1 pseudogene is annotated in these 271 nt (G+C 44.3%); it reads right to left on the bottom strand.

The features are described 5' to 3' along the window. Nucleotides 1-271, bottom strand: a pseudogene (locus AAEY88_RS13735) (acetolactate synthase 3 large subunit); the annotation flags it as partial.

The raw sequence follows: 271 nt of genomic DNA, 5'->3' as shown, positions 1-271 counted from the left end.
GGTGATAATAGCGTTGCTGTTGGTCACTTTATCTAGTGCTTGAACGACCGCTTGGGGCTTGATGCCATTGTCAGTGCTGGTGTCATAACGCAGACCATGACGCTTACGCCATTCATTAATCTGTGCCCACCAGTCTAGTAAGGCATGCTGCTCCAACTCTTTATCTTCGCCGATAATTTCCAACATATCTGTAAGTACTGATTTTACGTCACCAACGATAGGAATATGGGCAAAAATAGTCTTGGAGATAGAAGCTGGATCGATATCGATA

The sequence above is a fragment of the Psychrobacter sp. CAL346-MNA-CIBAN-0220 genome (assembly GCF_040309805.1).
Lineage (GTDB): Bacteria > Pseudomonadota > Gammaproteobacteria > Pseudomonadales > Moraxellaceae > Psychrobacter.
The sequence above is the reverse complement of the archived record's forward strand: the minus strand, read 5'-3'. Positions and strand labels throughout refer to the sequence as shown.